Below are 6,473 nucleotides of genomic sequence, written 5' to 3' on the forward strand. Positions count from 1 at the left end.
CGCGGTCTGGGCCGACGCGAGCGGCGTTTGCAAGATGAGCGCCAGCGCCGCTGTCGCGGCCAGCAAATATGACTTTTGCATCAGAACCTCCAAAATTGCCTGATCCGAATGAGGAAAGCGTGCGGGCCTTTGCGGCAGCCACGCGGGCAAGTCCGATCACGATAGGCCGGAAAGCCCATCGCGAACTGTGGCCGAGATCACATTGCTCGCCACGGCTTGGCGCATCATAGACGCATGTCGAACGCAATGCCCACTGCGGACACCAAGACAAGTACGACAAAGTGTCGGGCAAATCCCGGAACCGACAGATCGAGCTGCGTGTTCCCTCATTGAACTGCTCTTGTCGAACTGCGCCTGTCGAACTGTTCTTGCAACTCTTCTCGAATGGAGACTGAAATGCGTCGCACCATCCTCACCCTCGCCTCGTTCGCGGCCCTGGCGGTCGCAATGGCCCCGACGGCCCAGGCCCACCCCACGAACGACAGATATTGCCTGCAGGGCCGCATGTGGGGCTATCCCGGCAACTGCCAGTTCGCGAGCTACCAGCAGTGCCAGGCCAGCGCTTCCGGCACCTCGGCCTATTGCGGCATCAACCCGCGCTACGCCTATTCGCAGCAGCGCTATTACTGACGACGTCGCGGCGTGCGCGCATCACGCGCGCGCTGCCACAAAGACGACGAAGGCCGCTCGCATCATGCGAACGGCCTTTCTCGCAATGGCAGGTCGCGTCCGCTTCCATACTGCCGGATCGGATTGTTGCAGTCTTACAAATTTGCGACACAAGCGTTGGGAAAAGGGCCGCCGCGAACCAGCGAGGCGTCGGTATCGAGCGAGCCATCATCACGTGTCTTTGGCGCTGCTGATACATTTAACGCAATGCGGCCTAGCGAGCACGTCCGGTTCGGGTCATAAGCGGTTCTTGACGGGAGGCTTTCATGGGGTCGGCTCATGAACCATGAGCGGACTTGGTCTACCTGGCCGCGTCTACTTCTTCACGGCAGCTAAAGGCAATGCAGGCGTGGCAGGGCCCTGCCGACAGCGGCAACTACGGGCTTGCCGCTGCAGCGGCGGTCGCCAGATATTTCGTGTAGAATTCAGCGACCCGGCCGCGCCACATGCCGACGAACGCCTCTGACGTCACGTTGTCCACCGATTTCCAGCTGCGCTTGTACGCCGGAAGTGCATTGCCCCAGATCGCGCGTTTGCACCACCTCTCGCCCTTCTCCTTGCCTTCGCTGGTGGCGCACATGGATTTCCAGGCGGTGCGAGCGGGCTGGCTGATGTGCTGAGCGGCGCCTTCCCAGCCCTGCTGATGGATCAAATAGAGGTCGCTCATGTCGGGTGTCCGGTGCGTGATCCACCCGAACTGGACGCCCTCGGTAATGATCTTGTACGCGGCCGCAACGGCGTTGTCCCTGGGATTGCGAATCTGCCCGAAGCCGAATTTCCCGAACTCATAGTGGCTCAGCTGAAACAGGCCGATATAGGACCCGGTGCGTTGGTTGGGATTGAAGCCGGATTCGATCTTGGCAACCGCCATCATGAAATTGAAATCGAGACCAAACGCGTCGGACGCGCGCTTGATCTCTTCGGCCGGCGTTCCGACCGGAATGTCCTTGAACGCACGCAAGACGATCTCCGCCGGTTTCTCGGCGGGCGGCAGCTCGGACCAGACGTAGTAGGTGAGATACCGGAAATCCGGCGTCGACGCCGCTTTCGGAGCACCGTCCGACGCATCGCGGTCTGCCGGCAGCGGTTGGACGATATCCTGTCCCAACGACGCCAATTTTGGTCCGACGGGTTCATCGGCGATTTCAGCTCCGGCGCTCAACGGCCCGGAACCTGCCGACATCACCGCGCCAGGCTCTGCTCGTTCTGCCCGAAGCGCTGCCGCAAGTCTGGCTGATGCATCCGCGTACAAGGCTGGCGTCACCCTGTTTGCAGGAGCCGTCATGGTCGCGGGAGCCGCGATGTTCGCGGCAGCTTCCGGCATGACATCAGGCACCGTTGCGGCCGGTCTAACACCGGCGGCCAGACAAAGGCCCACGGATGCGATCGCAGCCGCGATGCAGCCGGTCTGCCAAACCTTCATTGCCCGAAGTCCATGGATGGCTTCCGTACAAAGGCTGTTCGCATGGTCCTGCGGCCTGTGGGTGACCCCTCTTCGTAAAATCTTAAGGTTTAAATGTGGTGAACGAGGGCAGGCTTTCGGCCTCACCGCTGGGATGTGTTCCGATTTGGGCCACGAGCAGCCCCTCGCGGGAGACGCTCGTGGGGTCGGCTATGGGTCATAAGCGGCAGACCGACCGGGCCAGGTAGCCTCCGCCTCGTCCTCGACATCTGGCATGGACGAGCCCGCGCCCTAACGCGCCGCCCCCAATCCGACCTCCTCCAGCCGCGTCGCGAGCCAGCGCGTCAGCGGCTCATCCACGGCGCCGCTGACATAGACCTCCGACATCGTCACCCGCTCCTTGTCCAGCACCAGCAGCACGCCGATCCAATAGGGAAACCAGACATGGACGTCGGTCAGCGCCCGCAGCTTGTGCTGGTCGTGCTCCAGCGGCGTGTGATTGCTCGCCTTGCGGATCTCCACGCTGAGCAGATTGTTCGGGATCTCGCGCTGATGCACGACGACGTCGGGGTAGATCGATTTTCCCAAATGATCGTCGGTCGAGATGATGGTGCCGTGCGGCAGATGCAGCGTTCGCTCGCCGAGCCGGTCGTAATTGCAGTCGACCGACCAGCCGGCGAACTGCTTCTCCAGATGCACGGCGAAGCGGTGCGTGATCGCGCGCTCGCCGATGTCCTTCTCGAACAGGAAGCCTTCGTGGGCGTAGAAGTCCCGGAGCGCAGCGATCACCTTGTTCAGCTCGGTCTGCATCGTGCCTCCGGGCGCAGTCATGAGTAGCCCGGATGGAGCGTAGCGCAATCCGGGTTCTCGCAAAACGCACGGGGTCCCGGATTACGTTGCGCTCCATCCGGGCTACATGAGGCGCGACCGGCCCGCCCTACATCTGCACTTCGATCAGCCGCGGGCCGGGCTCGGCGACGGCTTCGGCCAGCGCCTTGTTGAACTCGTCGGCATTGGTGACGGCGCGGCCGGGGACGCCCATGCCCTTGGCCAGCGCGACGAAATCCAATGTCGGCCGGTCGAGGCGGAGCATGTCGTTGGCGCGCTGGCCGGGCTCGCCGGCGCCGACATTGTCGAACTCGCCGCGCAGGATCTGGTAGATGCGGTTGGCGAACACGATGGTGACGATGTTGAGGTTCTCGCGCGCCTGGGTCCACAGCGACTGGATCGTGTACATCGCGCTGCCGTCGCCGACCATGGTGATGACCTTGCGGTCCGGGCAGGCGATCGCGGCGCCGATCGACAGCGGCGTCGAGAAGCCGATCGAGCCACCCATGTTCTGCAGCCAGTCATGCGGCGCGGCGGCCGCGGTCGGCGGGAAGAAGGCGCGGCCGGTGGTCAGCGACTCGTCCACCATGATCGCGTTCTCGGGGATCGCGTAGGCAATCGCCTGCGCGATCGAGGCGTGGGTCAGCGCGCCGGTCGGCTTGACCAGTTCCTGCAATGCCTGCGGCTTGACGTCCTTGGCGCTGGCCTTCACGGCGCCGGCCAGCGCTTCGAGCGCGGCGACCGAGTTCTCGCCCCAGGAGGTCATGCGATGGACCTCGCAGCCCTCGGGCTTGAGCATGCTCGGCTTGTTCGGATAGGCGAAGAATGCCACGGGGTCGTCGGACTCGACCAGCACGATGTGCCGGAATTTTGCCAGCATCGGCAGCGCGTTCTCGATCACGTAGTGGATGCGGTCGATCGAGAAACGGCCGCGGCCGCGCGCCATCTTGGGGCGGAAGGTCGGGCCCATCACGGTGCAGCCGGTCTTGGCGGCGATGCGCTCGGCCAGCGCCAAGCCCTGCTCGCTGAGGGCGCTGCCGGTCATCAGGAGCAGCGTGCCCTCGCCGTCGCCATGCAGGATTTTTGCGGCCTGCTCGACCGCCTGCGGCGAATAGCTCGCGCGCTGCTGCTCGGCCGGAACCTCGGCGACGCCGTCGGCCTCGTTCCAGGCGGTGTCGGCGGGCAGGATCAGGGTCGCGATCTGCCCCGGTGCGCTTTTGGCGGCGGCAATCGCCGCGGCGCCGTCAGCAGCAACCGACTTGGAATTCGGCGAGGTCCGGACCCAGGACGACATCGGCCGGGCCAGACCCTCGATGTCGGAGGTGAGCGGCGCGTTGTAGTCGATGTGGTAGACGGCATGCTGTCCCACGATGTTGACAATGCCGGAATTGGCCTTCTTGGCGTTGTGCAGATTGGCAAGGCCGTTGGCGAGGCCGGGGCCGAGATGCAGCAGGGTCGAGGCCGGCGTGCCCTTCATGCGGTAATAGCCGTCGGCGGCGCCCGTCACCACGCCCTCGAACAGGCCGAGCACGCAGCGCATGCCGGGGACGCGATCGAGCGCTGCGACAAAATGCATCTCGGAAGTGCCCGGGTTGGAGAAGCAGATGTCCACCCCGCCCTTGACCATCGTCCGCACCAGGCTTTCCGCACCGTTCATTCTTTTTGCTCCGCAACCGGTCTTTTCAGGTAATCCGTCCGATCAATCATTGTTCGCAGGCCCCGTCAAAGCAAGTGCCGGCATCGCGGCCCTGCCCCGCGCGGGTTTGGCTAACGCTTTTCGGCAAACGGCATGGTTGCCGATTTGATAACGCCTGGGCTGGACGATGTCCCTCACGCGGCCGTGGCTTGCGGAAAGCCCGCAAATATGGCCTGTGGCCTGTGTTGAATCGTTTTTTTCCGGGGGAGACAATGATCCGGTTTTTTGCCGCACCGATTGCCGCCATCGCACTGCTGTCGGCCACGATGGGCGGCGCGCTCGCCGAAGAGTTCGACTCGCGCGACATCATGGGCGGCGGCCCGAATTTCTTTCGCGGCGGCTCCAGCCCGATCCCCCGCACCACCGTCATGTATAACGGCAACTACGCCCCCGGCACGATCGTGGTGAATACCAGCGAGCGGCGGCTGTATCTGGTGCTCCAGAACGGCCAGGCGTTGCGCTACGGCATCGGCGTCGGCCGCGACGGCTTCCGCTGGGGCGGCGTGCACAGGATCACCGCCAAGAAGGAGTGGCCGGACTGGACGCCGCCCTCGCAAATGCTGGCCCGCCGGCCCGACCTGCCGCGCCACATGAAGGGCGGCATCGAGAATCCGCTGGGCGCGCGCGCGATGTATCTGGGCTCCACGCTCTACCGCATCCACGGTTCCAACGAGCCCGAGACGATCGGCCAGGCGGTCTCCTCGGGCTGCTTCCGCATGACCAATGACGACGTCAGCGATCTCTACGGCCGCGTCTCGGTCGGTACCACCGTGGTGGTGCTGAACAATTAGGGCGCAACTGCCGCAGGCATGCCCACGATTTCGAGATGGTGGGCACGCTCCGCGTTGCCCACCCTTCGAGACTGTCACTCTCCTGCGACAGACGACGCGGGAACCCGCACAGCGCGTGAATTTGCGGCCTTGTGCGCGCGGCGCGAATGCGGCAGCGTCGCCTGACGATGAGCGCAATCAATCCGTCCGCGCCTGGCCTTCGCGTCGCTTTCCTGGCGCTCGCCGCGCTCACATGGGTGCCTGACACCGCACCCATGGCCGCCGCGGGTGAATTGCCCGCGATCTCCTCGCGTCAGCGCGCCGAGAAGAAGAACTTTACCGACGGCGAGATCGTCGACGGCTTCTTGAAGACGGCGTTCGGCGCCGAATATCACCTCGCCGGCCGGGTCGACCGCATTCGCAAGTTCGACGGGCCGGTTCGCGTCTACGCCGAGAGCGACCGCGCCGACCGCAAGGCGCAGCTCGCCAAGGTCGTGGCCGACATCGGCAAGCGCGTGCAGCATCTCGACATCGCCATGATCGACACCAACGAAGCGGCCAACGTGCGTGTGAAGCTGGTGCGCGACCGCGATCTGTTCCGCACCATCTCGAGCTTCTACGGCGCCGAGAAGGCGCGGGAGATCCGCACCTCGCTCGACCCGCAATGCCTGTCCGGCTTCCGCAAGAACGACAATTTCGAGATCGAGCATTCCGACGTCATCCTCACCGTCGACAACGGCGACTTCACCTTTCTCGACTGCGCCTATGAGGAGTTGCTGCAATCGCTCGGGCCGATCAACGACACCGCGAGCGTGCCCTGGACCATGTTCAACGACAACGTCTCGATGGGCTATTTCGACGTCTACGACCAGTACATCCTGAATGTGCTGTACGACCCCCGCATCAAGGCGGGCATGACCGTGACGGACGTGAAGGCGGTGCTGCCCGAAGTGCTCGCCGACGTGCGGGCGTGGGTGAAGCAGGTGAACGAGTTGAAGGAGTAAGGTGCTTCTTACCCTCCCCTGGAGGGGGAGGGTCGATCGCGCGCAGCGCGAGCGGGGTGGGGTGATCTCTCCGCTCGGGCACCGCATCGGTGGAGAGACTGTCA

Annotated in this window: 6 protein-coding genes; 3 read left to right on the plus strand and 3 right to left on the minus strand. The window is 64.2% G+C overall.

The window, feature by feature from the left end:
* The first annotated feature begins 396 nt into the window (after positions 1-396).
* Complete coding sequence (locus tag SE92_RS17545) at positions 397-630, plus strand: DUF3551 domain-containing protein (RefSeq protein ID WP_063196939.1); 234 nt, start codon at positions 397-399, stop codon at positions 628-630.
* Between the two features lie 415 nt (positions 631-1,045).
* Here the strand turns inward: SE92_RS17545 and SE92_RS17550 are convergent, their stop codons facing one another.
* From SE92_RS17550 to SE92_RS17560, 3 genes are all read right to left on the minus strand, one after another.
* Positions 1,046-2,092, minus strand: coding sequence for a transglycosylase SLT domain-containing protein (locus SE92_RS17550; RefSeq protein WP_063196941.1), 1,047 nt, complete (start codon positions 2,090-2,092; stop codon positions 1,046-1,048).
* A gap of 270 nt (positions 2,093-2,362) precedes the next feature.
* On the minus strand, positions 2,363-2,881 hold the full coding sequence (locus tag SE92_RS17555) for a hypothetical protein (protein ID WP_063196942.1): 519 nt from the start codon (positions 2,879-2,881) through the stop codon (positions 2,363-2,365).
* Between the two features lie 127 nt (positions 2,882-3,008).
* Entirely contained in the window at positions 3,009-4,556 is a 1,548-nt protein-coding gene (locus SE92_RS17560) for an acetolactate synthase large subunit (protein WP_063196944.1), read from the minus strand.
* Positions 4,557-4,807: 251 nt separating this feature from the next.
* Between SE92_RS17560 and SE92_RS17565 the strand changes: the two genes are divergently transcribed.
* A complete protein-coding gene (locus SE92_RS17565; protein ID WP_063196946.1) occupies positions 4,808-5,386 on the plus strand; it encodes a L,D-transpeptidase in 579 nt (192 codons plus the stop codon).
* 167 nt (positions 5,387-5,553) lie between these two features.
* Positions 5,554-6,369, plus strand: coding sequence for a DUF2927 domain-containing protein (locus SE92_RS17570; RefSeq protein ID WP_063203599.1), 816 nt, complete (start codon positions 5,554-5,556; stop codon positions 6,367-6,369).
* Positions 6,370-6,473 lie beyond the last annotated feature (104 nt).

Source organism: Bradyrhizobium sp. AT1 (assembly GCF_001590795.1).
Taxonomy (GTDB): Bacteria; Pseudomonadota; Alphaproteobacteria; order Rhizobiales; family Xanthobacteraceae; genus Bradyrhizobium.

Bases quoted from the DNA above. Each gene is read 5' to 3' on its own strand.
- SE92_RS17545 (WP_063196939.1), top strand. From the start codon at position 397: ATGCGTCGCACCATCCTCACCCTCGCCTCGTTCGCGGCCCTGGCGGTC.
- SE92_RS17570 (WP_063203599.1), top strand. From the start codon at position 5,554: ATGAGCGCAATCAATCCGTCCGCGCCTGGCCTTCGCGTCGCTTTCCTG.
- SE92_RS17560 (WP_063196944.1), bottom strand. From the start codon at position 4,556: ATGAACGGTGCGGAAAGCCTGGTGCGGACGATGGTCAAGGGCGGGGTG.
- SE92_RS17550 (WP_063196941.1), bottom strand. From the start codon at position 2,092: ATGAAGGTTTGGCAGACCGGCTGCATCGCGGCTGCGATCGCATCCGTG.
- SE92_RS17565 (WP_063196946.1), top strand. From the start codon at position 4,808: ATGATCCGGTTTTTTGCCGCACCGATTGCCGCCATCGCACTGCTGTCG.
- SE92_RS17555 (WP_063196942.1), bottom strand. From the start codon at position 2,881: ATGCAGACCGAGCTGAACAAGGTGATCGCTGCGCTCCGGGACTTCTAC.